Below are 16049 nucleotides of genomic sequence, written 5' to 3'. Positions count from 1 at the left end.
GAAGGCCTCCCGCACCGCAGGTGTCGCGATCGTGCTCGTGACCCTCGCGCTCACGGCGTGTTCGTCAGGCGCTGTCGGTGAGCCGACGCCGACAGAGATCGTGAGCGCGCCGAGCCCCACCCCCACGCCGACACCGACGCGCGAGCCGCAGGTTCCCTTCGACGGTGATTGCACGAGCGTGCTCTCCGCCGCGCAACTCGACTCCCTGTTTCCCGGCGGGTGGAGAACTGAGGCCGAATCCCGCGATGCGCAGGGGCTCCCGTCCTACCCTGATATCCGGGCGACGTCGGTGGGCACTCTCGGTGGAATCGAGTGCGAGTGGCACAACGCCGCCGCCTCGTCCGACGGCAGCGAGGCCTATTCGCTCGCAATCGTCGTTCTTCCCCAGGATCAGGTGCCCACCGCCTTCGTCGAGGACTTCGCCATCGCGCGATGCGATCCCTCCTACGACGCTCAGGGATGCCGCGTCGCCAGATCGGCGGGAGAGTACTGGGTCATGTCCCGGACGTACGGCTCCCAGGAAGCGTCGTCGTCGTTGCTCGAAGCTGCAGCGGACGCGGCCGTGAGCACGATCGGCGACTCCTTCGACGGGGTGCCCGCGGACGACCGAGACGGTTGGTTCACCCCCCTTGAATGCGAAGACCTCGCAGAGGAGATCAGCATCGGCGATGTGATCGGTGCGGGGTACGTGAATGGCTACTGGGAGGGATCGACACAGCCTGAGGAGATCCTGCTGTCCGAAGGAGGCGTCGGGTTCACCTGCCCCTGGTACAGCGTCGACGGGAGCGCGCCGGGCGGGCGGAGCTACATCATCCAAGCAACGGTCGCGTCCGGTGGGGCCTGGGACTGGGACCGGATCGCGACTCGGGAAACAGCGACCCCCGTACCCGTCGAGGGGGCCGTTGCCGCGGTCACCTACCCCGTCAACGGCGACAGCGTGTGGCTGTATGCGACAGACGGTATCAACGTCGTCGAGTTGACCAACGGCGACGTCGGGGGCCTCGGAGAGCTTGCCGGCCGGATGCTCGCTCTGAACGGCTGACCATCAGTCCCAGAGGCGGTGGTACGCATTGATCGCCGGCTGCCCGCCGAGATGCGCATACAGCACCGTCGAGTCCTTCGGGATGTCGCCGGAACTCACGAGGTCGATCAGGCCGGCCAGCGACTTGCCCTCGTACACGGGATCGGTGATCATCGCCTCGAGCTGCGCGCCGAGCGCCATCGCCTCCATCGTCGACTCGACCGGGATGCCGTAGAGGTCGCCCGCCCAGCCTTCGAGGACCTGGATCTCGTCGTCCCGTACGTCGCGCCCGAGTTCGATCAGCGCTGCGGTGCTCCGGGCGATGCGCGCGACCTGATCGCGCGTCTTGTCGATCGTGGCGGAGGCATCGATCCCGAGGACGCGGCGCTTCACCCCCGTGAGCTCCTCGAGGGCGGCGAATCCGGCGATCATGCCGGCGTGCGTCGAGCCCGTGACCGTGCAGACCACGATCGTGTCGAAGAAGACCCCGTGCTGCTTCTCCTGCTCGGCGACCTCGAACGCCCAGTTCGCGAAGCCGAGTCCGCCCAGCGGGTGCTCCGACGCGCCGGCCGGGATCGGGTAGGGGGTGCCGCCGGATGCCTCGACCTCGGCCAGCGCGTTCTTCCAGGAGTCGCGGATGCCGATGTCGAAGCCGGCGTCATCCAGGCGCGAGTCAGCCCCCATCATTCGCGACAGCAGGATGTTGCCGACCTTGTCGCCAATCGGGTCCTCCCAGGGCACCCACTTCTCCTGCACCAGGCGGGCCTTGAGGCCGAGGTGCGCCGCCACGGCCGCCACCTGGCGGGTGTGGTTGGACTGGTAGCCGCCGATCGACACGAGGGTGTCGGCGCCCGAGGCGAGCACGTCGGGGACGATGTACTCGAGCTTGCGCACCTTGTTGCCGCCGTAGGCCAGACCGCTCGACACGTCCTCGCGCTTGGCCCACACCTGCGCGCCGCCGAGGTGCTGAGTCAGCCTCTTCAGGTGCTGGAGCGGACTCGGCCCGAAGGTGAGCGGGTAGCGGGGGAACTGGTCGAGCTTCACGGGGTCTCCTCGCGCGCGGAACGGTCTCGATATGCAATATATTGCGCGCGAGCCGCGAAAGCGAATCGATGTTCTCGGTCCTCAATGCAGAGTGCCCGCGGGGATGTCCGCGTCTGTCTCGGTGGCAAGCGTCGCGCGGACAGCGATCTCGACGGCCTGCGCGATCTTGCGCAGGGGCAGGGTCGCGGCATCCGGATCCGGCGCGTGCTCGGATGACCACGGCACGTGGATGAATCCGGCGCGGGTGCCCGAGGGAGCGGCGTCCAGCGCGGTGAAGAACACGTGGTTGCACACGAAGGTCCCGGCCGAGTACGACACCTCGGCCGGCAGCCCGGCTTCGCCGATCGCCTGCGCGATCGCCTTGACCGGGAGCGTGGAGAACGCTGCCGCCGGTGCGCCCGCGACGCTCGGCTCGTCCACCGGCTGCGCGCCGTCGTTGTCGGGGATGCGCGCGTCGAGGAGGTTCACCGCGATGCGCTCCACTCCGATAGCCGCGCGTCCGCCCGAGAGCCCGACGCAGATCACGACGTCCGGCCGGTGCTCGACGATCAGCTCGCGCAGCCGCCGGGCGGCGCCACCGAAGGTGACGGGCAGCACCGCGGAGACGAGCACCTCCGGCCCGACCCAGTGCGCAGCGACGGCGTGCACTGCTTCACCGGACGGGTTGGAGACGTCGCCGGCGAAGGGCTCGAAGCCCGTCAGCAGGACAGTGGTCACCGAACCAGGCTACGGGGCAGTGTCGCCGCCCGCCCTAGACTTGACCCTCGTGGTCACCCGTCTGTCGCACTTCTTCCTCCGCACGCTCCGTGAGGACCCGGCCGATGCCGAGGTCACGAGCCACCGTCTGCTCGTCCGCGCGGGCTACATCCGCCGCGCTGCGCCGGGCATCTTCACGTGGCTCCCGCTCGGCCTTCGGGTCAAGGCGAAGATCGAGGGCATCATCCGCGATGAGATGACGAACGCCGGGGCGTACGAAGTGCACTTCCCGGCGCTCCTGCCGCGCGAGCCCTACGAGCAGTCCGGCCGGTGGACGTCCTACGGCGACGGCATCTTCCGCCTCCACGACCGCAAGGGTGCCGACTACCTGCTCGCGCCCACCCACGAGGAGATGTTCACCCTTCTCGTCAAGGATCTCTACTCGTCCTACAAGGACCTTCCGCTGTCGATCTACCAGATCCAGGACAAGTACCGCGACGAGGCGCGCCCCCGCGCCGGGCTCCTGCGCGGGCGCGAGTTCACGATGAAGGATGCCTACTCGTTCGACTACACCGACGAGGGGCAGGATGCCTCGTACCAGGCGCAGCGCGACGCCTACGAGCGCATCTTCCAGCGGCTCGGGCTCGAATACGTCATCGTCGCGGCCGACAACGGGCTCATGGGCGGGGCACGGTCCGAGGAGTTCCTCCACCCGATCGCCGTCGGCGAGGACACCTTCGTGCGGTCCGAGGGAGGGTACGCCGCGAACGTCGAGGCGTATACGACCACGGCTCCCGGTGCGATCCCGTTCGACGGAATAGGCGCCCCCGTGATCTTCGATTCGCCCGACACACCGACGATCCAGACGCTCGTCGACCACGCCAACACGCACCTCGCCGCTCCCGCGTCCGGCATCGCCGGCCCCGCGACCGACGGCGCGACCGAGTGGACGGCCGCGCACACGCTGAAGAACGTCGTCCTCGCGCTCACCCACCTCGACGGCACGCGCGAACTCGTGATCGTCGGCCTCCCGGGTGACCGCGACGTCGACGACAAGCGCGCCGAAGTCGCCTTCGCCCCGGCCGCCGTCGAAGCGGCGACCGAGCAGGACTTCGAGAACCACCCGCTGCTGGTGAAGGGCTACATCGGGCCGTGGTCCGAGAGCGGCCCCGTGCTGGGGGAGGAGTCGGCCACCGGCATCCGCTACCTGCTCGACCCGCGCGTCGTCGACGGCACGGCGTGGATCACGGGCGCGAACATCGACGAGAAGCACGTGCACACGCTCGTCGCCGGTCGAGACTTCACGGGCGACGGATTCGTCGAGGTCGCGAACGTCCGCGCCGGCGATCCCGCCCCGGACGGGTCGGGGCCCGTCGAGCTCGCGCGCGGAATGGAGATCGGCCACGTCTTCCAGCTCGGCCGGTTCTTCGCCGAGACGCTGGGCCTGAAGGTGCTCGACGAGAACGGAAAGCTCGTCACCGTGACGATGGGCTCGTACGGGATCGGCGTGACCCGCATCCTCGCGATCCTCGCCGAGCTCAACAACGACGAGCGCGGGCTGGTGTGGCCCGCGTCCGTCGCGCCGTTCGACGTGCACGTGGTCGCGACCGGCAAGGACGCCGTGGCGTTCGAGCTGGCGGAACGCGTATCGGCCGAGCTCGAGGCATCCGGTCTCGACGTGCTCTACGACGATCGGCCCAAGGTCTCGCCCGGCGTCAAGTTCGGCGATGCCGAGCTCGTCGGCGTGCCGCGGATCGTCATCGTCGGACGCGGTGCCGCCGACGGCCAGGTCGAGCTGTGGGACCGCCGCTCGGGCGAGCGAGAGGTCGTCTCGGTCGAAGACGCGGTCGCGCGGCTGCGCGGCTGAGCCGCACACCCGCCTTCGCCCTCCGCTGACGTGGCAGGGTGGAGGCATGTCGCGTGACACGTCCGTCTCGGCCGCCGTCACGGCCGACCTGCGTGCGGTGATCGCCGACGCGGGCATCACCGAGAACACCGACCTGATCGCGCGCATCCTGGCGACGGGAGTCGGCCTCGGGCTCGACGGCGCCAGTCGGCTGGACCTCAAGATCACGACGGCCGCCCTCGCCGAGATGCGAGCAGCGTTCCGGCATTTCGCGCCGTACGCCGGCGTGCCGAAAGTGACGATCTTCGGCTCTGCGCGCACGCGGCCGGACGACCCCGTCTACCGCGCCGCCTCCGAGGTGGCCGCTGCGCTCGCCGAGCGGGGATGGATGGTCGTGACCGGCGCCGGGCCGGGCATCATGCAGGCGGCCGCCGAGGGCGCGGGGTCCGAGCGATCGCTCGGGGTGTCGATCCGGCTGCCCTTCGAGGAGCGCCCCAACGCTGTCATCGCCGAGAACTCGCGCAACGTCGCGATGAAGTACTTCTTCACGCGCAAACTGATGCTCGTCAAGGAGTCCCACGGCTTCGTGTGCGTGCCCGGAGGTTTCGGCACGCTGGACGAGCTGTTCGAGCTGCTCACCCTGCAGCAGACCGGCAAGGCCGAGCCGACACCCATCGTCCTCCTCGATCGGCCGGGAGGAACGTTCTGGCGCGGGCTCGAGCGTTTCGCCGACGAGCAGCTCGCGGCATCCGGCCTCATCTCGCCCGACGACTTCGACCGGCTTCTGCTGACCGACTCGGTCGAGGATGCGGCTGCGGAGATCACCGGGTTCTGGCGCAACTACGACTCGCTGCGGTGGGTCGGCGACCGCCTCGTGCTGCGCCTGCGTGCCGAGCCGACGGATGCCGAGGTCGCCCGTCTGAACGAGCAATTCGGCTCTCTGCTCACGTCGGGCCGGATCGAGCGCTCGTCGGCGCTTCCCGCGGAGGCCGACGACGAGGCGCGCGCGGGGATGCCGCGGCTGGTGCTGCGCCTGGCCCCGGTGCAGGTCGGATCGCTCCATCGGCTGATCCGCGCCGTCAACGCACTCGGCAGCGCCCCCGGCGGTGAACCCCGCGCGGTCTGACCGCGTGTGGTCGCCCGGGTTCACCGCGGCTGAGCCCGCTCCGGATCCGCGCCGTCAGCAGCTCACGCGGCCGTGCCGCATGGTGTCGTCGGGAGTGTCCTTCGTGACGAGTGCCTTGAGCATCCCCGCGGCGGTGACGAGCTTGCCGTGCGCGGGCTCCCAGAACTCGCACTCCACCGGGGTCACCCGAAGGAGGGCGATGTCGGGGGTGTCCAGGCCGTTCTCGAACCAGATGTCGAGGTCGGGGGAGTAGAGCTCCTCCATCTTCGCGCGGTCGCGCACGACGGAGGCGCGTCCGGCCACCGACACGTAGCGGTGGTCCTTCGCGTCGAGGTACGACAGGCCGACGTCGTGCTGGGGATCGCTCTCGGCCTCGTCCACCTTCTTCGTGTGCTCCAGGGTGAAGAACCAGATGTCGCCCGAGTCGTCCATCTGCCGCGTGCTCATCGGCCGGCTGACGAGGTTGCCCGCGGCATCCGTCGTCGTGAGCATCGTGAAGTCGATGTCCTCGACGAGCTCCTTGACGCGCGCGATGGCCTCGGTGCCGCCGATCTCGTTGGGTGTGGTCTCTGCCATGATCCGACGCTCCTCCCGCGAGCGCGCGGCGGCAAGGCATTGACAGGACGGATGCTGCGCCCTACGTCACATCCGCGCGAACCGCGCCCGGAAGACGGTGAAGACACCGTAGGCGAGCAGCCCCGCCCCGACGACCCCCGCCAGGAGCGGTCCCAGGGCGAGCTCCAGGAGCGCGTCGATGGCGCCGTCCATGCCCCCGGCGGTCTCGGCATCCGTGCGCACGGCGGCGATCACGAGGAGGATGCCGACGATCAGGAGCGCGGCGCCCTTCGCGACGAAGCCCACGACGCCGGCGATCTCGACAGCCCGCCCGGCGGTGCCGTCGGGGATGTCCATGCGCTTCCGGAAGCTCCGCAGCACCCCCATCACGACGAACGACACGCCGCCCGCGCCGACCCCGACTCCCACGAGCGCGAGCACGATCGAACCGCCGGGGACGTCGAGCAGCCCGCGACTGGCGAGTTCGGCGGTCGCCTCGGCGTCGGGGCGGGCGCCGAGCGCGACAGCGGCGGCGATGACGCCGAGGGCGACGAAGACGAGCGCCTGTCCCCACTCGGCGGCGCGGCGTCCCCACTTGCGGGCGGCGCCCTGGACGTCGTCCGAGCGATCGCGCGCGAGGACTCCTTCGGCCAGATGCCAGAGCCCGAGCGCCCACAGCGCGACGGCACAGAGCCCGAGCAGCACGAAGCCCAGCGGAGCCGCCGCGAGCGCCTTCATCGCCCCGGCCTGATCGCCCTCGGCCTCGCCGCCGAACGCCAGGACCAGCACGAGGACCCCGATGAGGATGTGGACGATGCCGTTGGCGGCGTAGCCCGCTCGCGCCAGGACCTCGAACGCCGCGCTCGACTCGGCCTCCCGCGCCGCCGTCCTCGCGGCGGATCGGGGTGTGGATGCGGCCATCGGATCAGACTACGGCGGACCCGGGTGGCCGCGCGTGGCCAGCGGCTTCCCAGCGTCGCGGGCCGCGGCATCCGGTAACGTAGGAGGGTTCCGGCGGCTGGATGCGCCGGTGAGAGCTGAATACGGAGGCCAGAGTGGACATCGATCTCGGATTGCTGCGGACCGTCGAGCGTGAGAAGGAGATCCCCTTCGACGAACTCGTGCGGATCATCGAGCAGGCCATCCTGACCGCGTACGCCAAGCACACGTCGCCCACGGGCGAGCTTCCGGAGGGCGCACGCGCCGAGCTCGACCGAAAGACGGGGCACGTGTCGGTGTTCGTCCCCGTGCTCGACGACGAGGGCCTCATCATCGGCGAAGAGGAATCGACTCCCGAGGACTTCGGTCGCATCGCCGCGTTCGCCGCCAAGCAGGTCATCAGCCAGCGGCTGCGCGACATCGCCGACGACGCGGTGCTCGGGGAGTTCCGCGGCAAGGAGGGCGACATCGTCGCCGGCGTCGTCCAGCAGGGACCCAACCCGCGAATGGTGCACGTCGATCTTGGAACGGTCGAGGCCATCCTCCCTCCCGAGGAGCAGGTCGCCGGCGAGGAGTACGCGCACGGCTCGCGCCTGCGGGTGTACGTCACGTCGGTCTCGAAGGGGACGAAGGGGCCGCAGATCACCGTGTCGCGCACGCACCCGGGCCTCGTCCGCAAGCTCTTCGCCCTCGAGGTCCCCGAGATCGCGGCGGGCCTCGTCGAGATCGTGTCCCTCGCGCGTGAGGCCGGGCACCGCAGCAAGATCGCCGTCAAGGCCAACGACCCGACCATCAACGCCAAGGGGGCGTGCATCGGTGAGCTCGGACGACGCGTCCGCGCGGTCACGGAGGAGCTCGGCGGCGAGAAGATCGACATCGTCGACTACGACCCGGAGCTGGCCAAGTTCGTCGCGAACGCGCTGTCGCCCGCGAAGGTCACCTCCAGCTTCGTTCTGGACGCCTCGAGCAAGGCCGTGCGCGCGCTCGTGCCGGACTACCAGCTCTCGCTGGCTATCGGCAAGGAGGGCCAGAACGCCCGCCTCGCCGCCAAGCTCACGGGCGCCAAGATCGACATCCAGCCCGACAGCATCCTGGAGGATGCCTGACCGGTCGCCGACGTTGTCGGCGTGCGATCGGACGCTGGGTGTCGGAGAGGGGGTCCGGGGGATCGTCCCTCGGGGTATGGGAGAGGGGGTCCGGGGGATCATCCCTCGGGGTATGGGAGAGGGGGTCCGGGGGATCGTCCCTCGGGGTATAGAATGGAATCAGTACGAACGTGCGTCGGATGCCGCACACGTGCCTCCCGCTCCGCCCTCCTGAGGGTGGTCGCCATCGACTCCGTCCTCGTCCCCGACGAGCGAGCGGTGCTGCCGGGGAGGGGCGCGTGGGTGCACGAGACGAGCGAATGCGTGGATGCCGCACTCCGGCGCCGGGCGTTCGTACGGGCATTGCGTGTGTCAGGCCCGCTTGACACGCAGACCATCGAACAGCACATCCAGCGAAAAGGCTGAACGGCTATGGAAACAAAGTGAACGGCTCGAAATGAGACCCGTCCGCAACTAGCGGTCTGCCCTGTCTGGGTGGACCCCAGACAGGAGAATTGTGGCAAACGCCAAACCACGCGTGCACGAGATCGCTTCCGAACTCGGTGTCGACAGCAAGGTCGCCCTCGCCAAGCTCAAGGAGCTCGGCGAGTTCGTGAAGAGCCCCTCGTCGACCATCGAACCCCCCGTGGCCCGCAAGCTGCGTGCTGCCCTCGAGGCTGACGGTGTCGCCGCGCCCGCAGCAGGCGCCAAGCCCGCCGCACCCGCGCGACCCGCGGCACGTCCCGGCCCCGCCCGCCCGGCGGCTCCGGCGGCCCCCGCTCCCGCTCCGGCGTCGAGCACGCCCGCGCCCGCGACCCCGGCCGCTCCGGCAGCCGAAGCGAAGACCCCGGCCGCTCCCGAGGCGCAGGCGAAGCCCGCACCCGCCGCGGAGAGCGCCGCTCCCGCCGCCGGCGGTCCGAAGCCCGGCGCGCCGACCCCCGGCGCTCCTCGCCCCGGCGGTGCACCTCGCCCGGGCAACAACCCCTTCGCGTCCGCGCAGGGCATGGGCCAGCGTCCGGCCGGTCCGCGCCCGGGCAACAACCCCTTCGCGTCCGCGCAGGGCATGGGCCAGCGTCCCACGCCCGGCAACATCCCGCGTCCTCAGGCTCCGCGCCCCGGCGCCCCGCGTCCCGGCGCCCCGCGTCCGGGCGGCGCGGGTCGTCCCGGCGGCGGCGGTCGTCCCGGTGCGCCCTTCCAGCAGCGTCCCGGCGGCCCCGGCCGTCCCGGCGGCGCGGGCGGTGGCTTCCAGCGTCCCGGCGCACCCGGCGGCGCACCCGGCGGCTTCGCCGGTCGTCCCGGCGGCGGCGGTGGCCGTGGTCGTGGTCCCGGCGGCGGTACCGCGGGTGCCTTCGGAAAGGGCGGCGGCAAGTCGAAGCAGCGCAAGTCGCGTCGCGCGAAGCGGCAGGAATTCGAGATGCGGTCGGCGCCCGTCGTCGGCGGTGTCAACGTCCAGAAGGGCAACGGCGAGATCATCCGCCTGCGCCGCGGCGCATCCATCGCCGACTTCGCCGACAAGCTCGAGGCTCTGAACGGCTACACCGTCCAGCCCGGCACGCTCGTCACCATCCTCTTCAACCTCGGTGAGATGGCCACAGCCACGGAGTCCCTCGACGAGGCCACCTTCGAGGTGCTCGGCGAAGAGCTCGGTTACAAGATCCAGATGGTGTCGCCCGAGGATGAGGACAAAGAGCTCCTCGAGGGCTTCGGTCTCGACCTCGAGGCCGAGCTGGAGGCAGAGAGCGAAGAGGATCTCGAGATCCGGCCCCCGGTGGTAACCGTCATGGGCCACGTCGACCACGGTAAGACGCGACTGCTCGACGCGATCCGGCAGACCAACGTCGTCGCGGGCGAGGCCGGCGGCATCACCCAGCACATCGGTGCCTACCAGGTGTGGACTGAGCACGAGGGCATCGAGCGCGCGATCACCTTCATCGACACCCCCGGTCACGAGGCGTTCACCGCCATGCGTGCCCGCGGTGCCCAGGTGACCGACCTCGCGATCCTCGTCGTCGCGGCCGACGACGGCATCATGCCGCAGACGGTCGAGGCCCTGAACCACGCGCAGGCCGCCAACGTGCCGATCGTGGTCGCCGTCAACAAGGTCGACAAGCCCGAGGCGAACCCGGCCAAGGTGCGCCAGCAGCTGACCGAGTACGGCCTGGTCGCCGAGGAGTACGGCGGTGACGTGATGTTCGTGGATGTCTCGGCCCGCCAGGGCACCGGCATCCAGGAGCTGCTGGACGCGGTGCTCCTCACCGCCGACGCCGGCCTGGACCTCACCGCCAACCCGAACAAGGACGCCCGTGGCGTCGCGATCGAGGCGAAGCTCGACAAGGGCCGCGGCTCGGTGGCCACGGTGCTCATCCAGTCCGGAACGCTGCGCGTCGGCGACGCGATCGTCGCGGGCACAGCCTACGGCCGCGTGCGCGCCATGATCGACGAGAACGGCGACGCGGTCGACGAGGCCTACCCCTCGCGTCCGGTCCAGGTGCAGGGTCTGAACTCGGTGCCGCGGGCCGGCGACACGTTCATCGTGACCGAGGAGGACCGCACGGCGCGTCAGATCGCCGAGAAGCGCGAGGCCGCCGAGCGGAACGCGCAGCTGGCGAAGGCCCGCAAGCGCATCTCGCTCGAGGACTTCACCCGCGCTCTCGAAGAGGGCAAGGTCGAGTCGCTCAACCTCATCATCAAGGGCGACGTGTCGGGTGCCGTCGAGGCGCTCGAGGAGTCGCTCCTCAAGATCGAGGTCGACGACTCGGTCCAGCTGCGCATCATTCACCGCGGCGTCGGTGCGATCACCGAGTCCGACATCAACCTGGCCACGATCGACAACGCGATCGTGATCGGCTTCAACGTGCGCCCCGACACCAAGGCACGCGAGCGCGCCGCCCGCGAGGGCGTGGACGTCCGGTTCTACTCGGTCATCTACAACGCGATCGACGATGTCGAGCAGTCGCTCAAGGGTCTGCTCAAGCCGGAGTACGAAGAGGTCCAGTCGGGTGTCGCCGAGATCCGCGAGGTGTTCCGCTCCTCGAAGTTCGGCAACATCGCCGGTGTCATCGTGCGCTCGGGGACGATCACGCGCAACGCCAAGGCGCGCGTCATCCGCGACGGCGTGGTCATCGCCGACGGCCTGGCGATCGAGTCGCTGCGCCGCTTCAAGGACGACGTCACCGAGGTCCGCACGGACTTCGAGGCCGGTATCGGCCTGGGCAAGTACAACGACATCCAGGTGGGCGACGAGATCGAGACCACCGAGATGGTCGAGAAGCCTCGCGGCTGATCGCAAACGGTGAGGGGCGCCACGCGGCGCCCCTCACCTGTCGAAAGGAACGAACATGGCCGGAGAACGTCAGGCACGACTGGGCGACCGGATCCGCGTGATCCTCGCCGAGCGGCTCGAGAAGGGTCTGCGCGACCCGCGGCTCGGCTTCGTGACGATCACCGACGTCCGGGTGACCGGCGACCTCCAGCACGCCTCGGTGTTCTACACCGTGCTCGGCACCGAAGAGGAGCGCACCGCGTCGGCGCAGGCGCTCGCGTCGGCGACCGGGATGCTGCGCTCGGAGCTCGGCAAGCATCTCAACGTCCGCCTCACGCCGTCGCTGGAGTTCATCCCCGACGCCATCCCCGAGAACGCCGACCACATCGCCGACCTGCTGCGCGAAGCGCGCGAGCGCGACGCGGCTGTCGCGGGGCTGGCTTCGTCGGCGACGTACGCGGGTGACGCCGACCCGTACGTCAAGCCGCGCGAGGACGACGAGGACTGACGCTCACGTCGGCAGGCTCAGGTATCCCTCGGACGCCTCGGCCAGGCCATCGGCGATGAGCGAGTCGATCGCGCGATCGCGCTGAAGGGCGTCCGGCCAGTCCGCGGCGACGTCGGTCAGCGCCACCCGGTGAGCCGGAGCATCCCTCAACGCCCTCAGCACCGCGCCGCGCGCCTGCCGATCACTGCCCTCGTACCGGGCCTGACGCCTCCGGTTGTCCCCCGTGTCCGGGTACCCCGCGGCGCGCCACGCGCAGCGGTCGGAGATCGGGCACACGTCGCAGCGCGGCGAGCGGGCGACGCATACGGTTGCGCCGAGCTCCATCGCCGCCGCATTCATCACCGCCGCGTCGGCGTCTGCTTCGGGGAGCACCGCCTCCATCGCGGCCAGGTCCCGCCGCGCCGGAGGCGCGGGCTGCGCTCGCGCCTCGACCGCGCGGGCGAGCACGCGACGTGTGTTGGTGTCGACGACAGGGTGCCGATCGCCGTACGCGAAGACCGCCACGGCCCGGGCTGTGTAGTCGCCGATCCCGGTGAGCGCGAGGAGTGCGTCGACGTCGCGCGGGACGACGCCGCCGTGGCGGTCGCGGATCTCCACGGCCGCGCGATGCAGCCACAGGGCGCGTCGCGGGTAGCCGAGGTTCGCCCACTGGCGCACGGCCTCGGCCGGAGCATCCGCCGCCAGCGCCGAGGGTGTGGGCCACCGCTCGAGCCACGCCTCGAGGTGAGGCACAACGCGGCTGACGGGCGTCTGCTGCAGCATGAACTCGCTGACGAGCGTGCCCCATGCTCCGAATCCGGGGCGACGCCAGGGGAGGTCGCGGGCGTTCTCTCGATACCACGCGATGAGCGGCGTGGCGAGGTCGGGCATGGAGTTCAGCCTAGGCGCGCGCGACCGAGAGGGTCCGTCGCGCGGCTCTAGGCTGGGAGCATGCGCCTGCCCATCACCCCCGTCACCACACTGTGGCGCGAACTGCGCGATGAGGTGCGCCGGCAGTATCCCGGCGGGCGCGTGATCGTCGCCGTCGACGGTGTCGACGGGGCGGGGAAGACCACGTTCGCGGACGGTCTGGCCGAGACCTTCGCCGAGACCGGCGCGGCGGTCTACCGGGCCGGCATCGACGGGTTCCACCGCCCGCGCGCAGAGCGGTACCTCCGCGGTCGGCACAGCCCCGAGGGCTTCTACCGCGACTCCTACGACTACGCGACCTTCCGCCGCGTGCTCATCGACCCGTTCCGGGACGGCGCGCAGACTTCCGGCGCGACCGGCTTCCAGCTCGCCGCGTTCGACGCCGCCCGCGACGCGCCCGTCGAGGCGCAGTGGGTGACCGCGCCGCGCGATGCGGTGCTCGTGGTCGACGGCATCTTCCTCCACCGGCCGGAGCTTCGCGACCTGTGGGACTGGTCGGTCTGGCTCGACGTGACCCCCGCGGTGGCGGCTCGCCGTCTCGCGCAGCGCGACGGCAGCGATCCCGACCCCGAAGCGCCCTCGAACGCCCGGTACCGTCAGGGACAGGCGCTCTACCTCCGCGAGGCGGATCCGGTGGCCGCGGCATCCGCCGTCGTCGACAACGCCGACCTCGCCCATCCCCGCCGCGTGGATCGGGCGCCGCGTTGACCGTCGCTGCCGGCATCGGCCTCGTCGACAAGGCGGGCGGCATGACGTCGCATGACGTCGTGGCCCGCGCGCGCCGCGCGCTCGGCACCCGCAAGGTGGGGCACGCGGGCACCCTCGACCCGATGGCGACCGGTCTGCTCGTCCTCGGGGTGGAAGGCGCGACGCGCCTGCTCACGTTCATCGTGGGCCTCGACAAGACCTACGAGGCGACAATCCGGCTCGGCGTCTCCACCGACACCGACGATGCCGACGGGCAGGTGGTGGCGCAGACGGATGCTTCGTCCCTCGACGATCGTGACGTCCGGACGGCGGTGGCGGCCCTCACCGGGCGCATCGCCCAGGTGCCGAGCACCTATTCGGCGATCAAGGTGGACGGCCGCCGCGCGTACGATCTCGCGCGCGCGGGCGAGGAAGTCCGGTTGAAGGCGCGGGAGGTGACGGTGTCGCGGTTCGACATCCTCGCCGAGCGCCGCGAGGGCGCGGTCGTCGATCTCGACGTGGTCGTGGACTGCTCCAGCGGCACCTACATCCGCTCGCTTGCGCGCGACCTCGGCGACGCCCTCGGGACCGGCGGTCATCTCACCGCCCTCCGGCGCACCCGCATCGGTCCCTTCGCGGTCGACGACGCGGTGCCCGTCGACGCGGTCGGCGGGCGGCCGCTCGTGAGCCCGGCGTCCGCCGCGGCCGCGGTTCTCGGGCGCTTGGATGTGACCGCCGAGGAAGCGCGCGACCTCCGCCACGGCAAACGCCTCACCGGCGCGGCCCCCCGCCTGTCGGTCGAGCCCGCCGCGGCGATCGATCCCGACGGGAGACTCGTGGGTGTGGTCGGGTCGAGGGGAGCGGACGTCAAGAGCGTCATGAACATGCCCGAGGAGGCTTCCGGATGATCCTGTGGTTCACCCTCGTTCAGGTGGGAGTCGCCGTCGCTGCCGGACTGCTCTGCGTGATCGCCGGACTGGCCGGCCGCCGCCCCAGCGACCTCACGGTCGGCTCGCTTGCGCTGCTCGAGCTGCTCCTCATCGTGCAGATCGTCGTCGCGATCATCGCTCCGTTCGTCGGCAATCCCCCGACGGGCAGCGCGCTCGAGTTCTGGGTCTACCTCGTCTCCGCCGCGCTCCTGCCGATCGCGGGCGCCGCATGGGCGCTGCTCGAGCGCAGCCGGTGGAGCACGGTCATCATGGGGATCGCCGCGCTCGCCGTCGCCGTCATGGTGTGGCGCATGCACGTGATCTGGACCGTCCAGATCGCGTGAGGATCAGCGCTTGACGAGGTAGGCCGAGTGCACCCAGCCGGTCTTGCCGGAGTAGGTCACCTGGCGCCAGACCCCCTTGGCAGCCGCGACAGTGCCGACGTTCGCGCCACTGGGGAGGAGAAGGATCCGCGGCGCGCTCGTCGAAGGCTCCGTGCGGAGATTGGCCCGTGCGGTCGTCTGGTACGTCCCAGCCGGGGGTGTCGTGGTCGGCGGGGTAGCCGGGGGTGGAGTCGGTGCGGGCGGAGGCGTTGCCGGCTTCGTGGGAGTGACCAGAGAGATCGAGACCCACCCCGACTGCGTGCCGACCTTCACAGGGATGAAACCGTTGTTCAGCTGGCCCGGCACGTGCACCACCGCGGTGCCCAGCGGGAGCATGCGGATGATCGAGTGGCTGGTCGAGGGGCCGGTACGGAAGTTGACTCCGCCCACCGTGTAATACGTGCAGGTCGCGGGCGTGGGCTTGGCCCAGATGCCGGTCGCGGACCCGAGCAGGTCGACGCCTCGGGGCTTCAGGGCCGCCGCGGGGTCTTCGGCGACGAATCCCGCGGAGGTCTGGCGCCACAGTTCGAGGTGCAGGTGATTTCCGGTCGATGCACCGCTGCTGCCCACCTCGCTGATCCGTTGGCCGGCACTGACGGTCTGCCCCACTTTCACGCGCGTCGTCGAATTCCAGATGTGCATGTAGACCGACTTGTACTCCACCCCGCCGATGTTGTGGCGCAGCGAGATGTAGCCCTCGCGAGACGAGGTGCCGTCGACGGTGGCCGTCACGACGCCTGCCGCGATCGCATAGATCGGCGAGCCACCGGCCGTGGCCATGTCCAGCCCCCGGTGCACGGTCCCTCCGTTCTGGATGGGAATGCAGCGCGGACCGAAGAAGGACGAGATGCCGTACGTCTTCGCGGCGAGAGGCAGCCGGAATGTGGTCGCCGCGGGGACGGAAGACGTGGAGGCCTGCGCCGGACGCACGGACGGCGCGGTGACGGCGCCCTGGAGAGCGCTGGCGGTCGGGGAGATGGCGCCGACGACGAGCGCCGCGGCGGCGGCGCCCGCGACCAGGAGAGTGCGGATCGATCGCATGGTGTGCTCTTCGCAGGG

General features: G+C 70.6%; 16 protein-coding genes. 10 read left to right on the top strand and 6 right to left on the bottom strand.

Annotation, left to right across the window (positions count from 1 at the left end):
* Positions 1 to 31: 31 nt before the first annotated feature.
* Positions 32 to 1042, top strand: coding sequence for a hypothetical protein (locus ACFQ0P_RS00615; RefSeq protein ID WP_204979811.1), 1011 nt, complete (start codon positions 32 to 34; stop codon positions 1040 to 1042).
* A 3-nt stretch (positions 1043 to 1045) separates the two neighbouring features.
* Here the strand turns inward: ACFQ0P_RS00615 and ACFQ0P_RS00610 are convergent, their stop codons facing one another.
* Together ACFQ0P_RS00610 and pcp are read right to left on the bottom strand one after the other, a co-directional pair.
* Complete coding sequence (locus ACFQ0P_RS00610; protein WP_204979810.1) at positions 1046 to 2065, bottom strand: 1-aminocyclopropane-1-carboxylate deaminase; 1020 nt, start codon at positions 2063 to 2065, stop codon at positions 1046 to 1048.
* Between the two features lie 81 nt (positions 2066 to 2146).
* The gene (gene pcp / locus ACFQ0P_RS00605; RefSeq protein ID WP_204979809.1) at positions 2147 to 2782 is read right to left on the bottom strand and encodes a pyroglutamyl-peptidase I; all 636 of its coding nucleotides are present in this window, start codon (positions 2780 to 2782) and stop codon (positions 2147 to 2149) included.
* A 49-nt stretch (positions 2783 to 2831) separates the two neighbouring features.
* On the opposite strand from pcp, the gene ACFQ0P_RS00600 reads away from it, so the two are divergent.
* Both ACFQ0P_RS00600 and ACFQ0P_RS00595 read left to right on the top strand, forming a co-directional pair.
* Positions 2832 to 4628: a proline--tRNA ligase gene (locus ACFQ0P_RS00600; protein WP_204979808.1), complete on the top strand. Its 1797-nt coding sequence runs from the start codon at positions 2832 to 2834 to the stop codon at positions 4626 to 4628.
* A gap of 46 nt (positions 4629 to 4674) precedes the next feature.
* A complete protein-coding gene (locus tag ACFQ0P_RS00595) occupies positions 4675 to 5733 on the top strand; it encodes an LOG family protein (protein WP_204979807.1) in 1059 nt (352 codons plus the stop codon).
* Positions 5734 to 5787: 54 nt separating this feature from the next.
* Here the strand turns inward: ACFQ0P_RS00595 and ACFQ0P_RS00590 are convergent, their stop codons facing one another.
* Both ACFQ0P_RS00590 and ACFQ0P_RS00585 read right to left on the bottom strand, forming a co-directional pair.
* The gene (locus ACFQ0P_RS00590) at positions 5788 to 6309 is read right to left on the bottom strand and encodes a pyridoxamine 5'-phosphate oxidase family protein (RefSeq protein ID WP_204979806.1); all 522 of its coding nucleotides are present in this window, start codon (positions 6307 to 6309) and stop codon (positions 5788 to 5790) included.
* A gap of 66 nt (positions 6310 to 6375) precedes the next feature.
* Positions 6376 to 7209, bottom strand: coding sequence for a DUF1206 domain-containing protein (locus ACFQ0P_RS00585; RefSeq protein ID WP_204979805.1), 834 nt, complete (start codon positions 7207 to 7209; stop codon positions 6376 to 6378).
* 134 nt (positions 7210 to 7343) lie between these two features.
* Here ACFQ0P_RS00585 and nusA point away from each other — a divergent pair, with 134 nt between their 5' ends.
* The 4 genes from nusA to rbfA all read left to right on the top strand — a co-directional run bounded on the left by nusA (position 7344) and on the right by rbfA (position 12082).
* Positions 7344 to 8333, top strand: coding sequence for a transcription termination factor NusA (gene nusA / locus ACFQ0P_RS00580; RefSeq protein WP_204979804.1), 990 nt, complete (start codon positions 7344 to 7346; stop codon positions 8331 to 8333).
* Between the two features lie 153 nt (positions 8334 to 8486).
* Positions 8487 to 8738 carry a YlxR family protein gene (locus ACFQ0P_RS00575; protein ID WP_204979803.1) on the top strand — a complete coding sequence of 84 codons (252 nt, stop codon included), beginning with the start codon at positions 8487 to 8489 and terminating at the stop codon, positions 8736 to 8738.
* A 112-nt stretch (positions 8739 to 8850) separates the two neighbouring features.
* Positions 8851 to 11595 carry a translation initiation factor IF-2 gene (gene infB / locus ACFQ0P_RS00570; protein ID WP_204981471.1) on the top strand — a complete coding sequence of 915 codons (2745 nt, stop codon included), beginning with the start codon at positions 8851 to 8853 and terminating at the stop codon, positions 11593 to 11595.
* A gap of 55 nt (positions 11596 to 11650) precedes the next feature.
* Positions 11651 to 12082: a 30S ribosome-binding factor RbfA gene (rbfA, locus tag ACFQ0P_RS00565; RefSeq protein WP_204979802.1), complete on the top strand. Its 432-nt coding sequence runs from the start codon at positions 11651 to 11653 to the stop codon at positions 12080 to 12082.
* Positions 12083 to 12085: 3 nt separating this feature from the next.
* On the opposite strand, the gene ACFQ0P_RS00560 is transcribed toward rbfA, so the two are convergent.
* Entirely contained in the window at positions 12086 to 12952 is an 867-nt protein-coding gene (locus ACFQ0P_RS00560; protein ID WP_204979801.1) for an A/G-specific adenine glycosylase, read from the bottom strand.
* 60 nt (positions 12953 to 13012) lie between these two features.
* Between ACFQ0P_RS00560 and ACFQ0P_RS00555 the strand changes: the two genes are divergently transcribed.
* Genes ACFQ0P_RS00555 through ACFQ0P_RS00545 form a run of 3 tightly spaced genes read left to right on the top strand, consistent with a single transcriptional unit; the run spans position 13013 to position 14951 of the window.
* Positions 13013 to 13699 (top strand): uridine kinase, encoded by a 687-nt coding sequence (locus ACFQ0P_RS00555; RefSeq protein ID WP_204979800.1) that lies wholly within the window; start codon positions 13013 to 13015, stop codon positions 13697 to 13699.
* A gap of 41 nt (positions 13700 to 13740) precedes the next feature.
* Positions 13741 to 14586, top strand: a complete 846-nt coding sequence (truB, locus tag ACFQ0P_RS00550; protein WP_204981470.1) for a tRNA pseudouridine(55) synthase TruB — start codon at positions 13741 to 13743, stop codon at positions 14584 to 14586.
* Entirely contained in the window at positions 14583 to 14951 is a 369-nt protein-coding gene (locus ACFQ0P_RS00545; protein WP_204979799.1) for a hypothetical protein, read from the top strand. Before truB ends, ACFQ0P_RS00545 begins: the two co-directional genes overlap by 4 nt.
* A gap of 3 nt (positions 14952 to 14954) precedes the next feature.
* Here the strand turns inward: ACFQ0P_RS00545 and ACFQ0P_RS00540 are convergent, their stop codons facing one another.
* Positions 14955 to 16031, bottom strand: a complete 1077-nt coding sequence (locus ACFQ0P_RS00540; RefSeq protein WP_204979798.1) for a peptidoglycan DD-metalloendopeptidase family protein — start codon at positions 16029 to 16031, stop codon at positions 14955 to 14957.
* Between the last annotated feature and the right edge of the window lie 18 nt (positions 16032 to 16049).

It is taken from the genome of Microbacterium insulae (assembly GCF_042677065.1).
GTDB classification, from domain to species: domain Bacteria; phylum Actinomycetota; class Actinomycetes; order Actinomycetales; family Microbacteriaceae; genus Microbacterium; species Microbacterium insulae.
The sequence above is the reverse complement of the archived record's forward strand: the minus strand, read 5'-3'. Positions and strand labels throughout refer to the sequence as shown.

Excerpts from the sequence above, each read along its gene's own strand:
- rbfA (WP_204979802.1), top strand. The coding sequence starts at position 11,651 with ATGGCCGGAGAACGTCAGGCACGACTGGGCGACCGGATCCGCGTGATC.
- ACFQ0P_RS00585 (WP_204979805.1), bottom strand. The coding sequence starts at position 7,209 with ATGGCCGCATCCACACCCCGATCCGCCGCGAGGACGGCGGCGCGGGAG.
- ACFQ0P_RS00540 (WP_204979798.1), bottom strand. The coding sequence starts at position 16,031 with ATGCGATCGATCCGCACTCTCCTGGTCGCGGGCGCCGCCGCCGCGGCG.
- ACFQ0P_RS00590 (WP_204979806.1), bottom strand. The coding sequence starts at position 6,309 with ATGGCAGAGACCACACCCAACGAGATCGGCGGCACCGAGGCCATCGCG.
- ACFQ0P_RS00560 (WP_204979801.1), bottom strand. The coding sequence starts at position 12,952 with ATGCCCGACCTCGCCACGCCGCTCATCGCGTGGTATCGAGAGAACGCC.
- ACFQ0P_RS00595 (WP_204979807.1), top strand. The coding sequence starts at position 4,675 with ATGTCGCGTGACACGTCCGTCTCGGCCGCCGTCACGGCCGACCTGCGT.
- ACFQ0P_RS00545 (WP_204979799.1), top strand. The coding sequence starts at position 14,583 with ATGATCCTGTGGTTCACCCTCGTTCAGGTGGGAGTCGCCGTCGCTGCC.
- ACFQ0P_RS00555 (WP_204979800.1), top strand. The coding sequence starts at position 13,013 with ATGCGCCTGCCCATCACCCCCGTCACCACACTGTGGCGCGAACTGCGC.
- truB (WP_204981470.1), top strand. The coding sequence starts at position 13,741 with ATGACGTCGCATGACGTCGTGGCCCGCGCGCGCCGCGCGCTCGGCACC.
- ACFQ0P_RS00575 (WP_204979803.1), top strand. The coding sequence starts at position 8,487 with ATGGAATCAGTACGAACGTGCGTCGGATGCCGCACACGTGCCTCCCGC.